The following is a 1150-nucleotide window of genomic DNA, read 5'->3' as shown; positions in this document are numbered from 1 at the left end:
CCCCCTCGGTCACAATAGATGTCCGGTCCTCTGAAAACAGAAGTTGAGGGAGCGATCGGAATGAATTCATGTCCACCTATAGCCAGGAACTCAAGGAACAGGTCGTCAGGAAGATGATGCCGCCGCACAACCAGAGCGTTGCCCATCTGAGCCGTGAAACAGGAATCTCAGGGCCGACCTTGTATGCTTGGAAAAAGCAGTTCCAGACCCGAGGATTTGTTGTGCCTGCCAAACCTTCCGCTCCAGATCGCTGGGATGCCCGCGCCAAGTTGGCTGCGGTGATCCAGACGGCGTCGATGAATGAAGCCGAGCGCTCGGCATACTGTCGGGAACACGGTCTGTATCCCGAGCAGCTCGACGCCTGGAAGACCGCCTTTGAGGCCATGGACGCGACCGGCACGCCGGCGGACAAGGCGCAACTGGCCGCAGAGCGTAAGAAAAGCCGCAAGCTGGAAAAGGAGTTGCTGCGCAAAGAACGCGCACTGGCAGAGGCAGCAGCATTGCTGACCCTGTCAAAAAAAGCCCAGGCCATCTGGGGCAACGGCGAGGACGACTGATCCCTGAGCCGATGAAACAGATGGCCATTACTTTGATCGATGAGGCCGTGGCCCACGGCGCACGGATGCACAAGGCCTGTGCGGTGCTGGGCATCACGGACCGTACGCTGCGGCGTTGGCGTGGTGCTGACACCCTGACGGATCGGCGCAAGGGCGCTGCCCGTCAAGCCAGTGCCCAGGCGCTGAGCGTCCAGGAGAGAGAGCAGATCTTGGCGATCTGCAACAGCGCCGAGCACCAGAGCCTGCCGCCCAGTCAGATCGTGCCACGCCTGGCCGATCAGGGCATTTATATTGCCAGCGAATCGAGCTTCTATCGGGTGCTGCGTGCGCAGGACCAGGTCCATCATCGTGGCCGTGCGGCGACACCCCACGTGCCAGAGAGGCCACAGGCCTGGATGGCGACCGCCCCCGGCCAAGTCTGGTCCTGGGACATTACTTTCTTGCCTGCCGCCGTGCGTGGTGAGTTCTACCGGCTGTACCTGGTGCTCGATGTCTTTAGCCGCATGATCGTGGGCTGGGAAATCTATCACAACGAATCGGCGGAACACGCGGCAGCCTTGATCGGCAAGGCCTGCCTGCGCCACCATATTCGT

The 1150-nt window shown here is 61.0% G+C and carries 2 protein-coding genes; both read left to right on the top strand.

Annotation, left to right across the window (positions count from 1 at the left end):
* The first annotated feature begins 68 nt into the window (after nt 1-68).
* The gene (locus HNR28_RS18080) at nt 69-557 is read left to right on the top strand and encodes a transposase (RefSeq protein WP_151025690.1); all 489 of its coding nucleotides are present in this window, start codon (nt 69-71) and stop codon (nt 555-557) included.
* 11 nt (nt 558-568) lie between these two features.
* A partial coding sequence (locus HNR28_RS18075) for a DDE-type integrase/transposase/recombinase (protein ID WP_151025691.1) occupies nt 569-1150 on the top strand: 582 nt, incomplete at its 3' end.

It is taken from the genome of Castellaniella defragrans (genome assembly GCF_014203015.1).
Lineage (GTDB): Bacteria > Pseudomonadota > Gammaproteobacteria > Burkholderiales > Burkholderiaceae_B > Castellaniella > Castellaniella defragrans.
The sequence above is the reverse complement of the archived record's forward strand: the minus strand, read 5'-3'. Positions and strand labels throughout refer to the sequence as shown.

Coding starts and splice junctions, on each gene's coding strand:
- HNR28_RS18080 (WP_151025690.1), top strand. CDS start 69: ATGTCCACCTATAGCCAGGAACTCAAGGAACAGGTCGTCAGGAAGATG.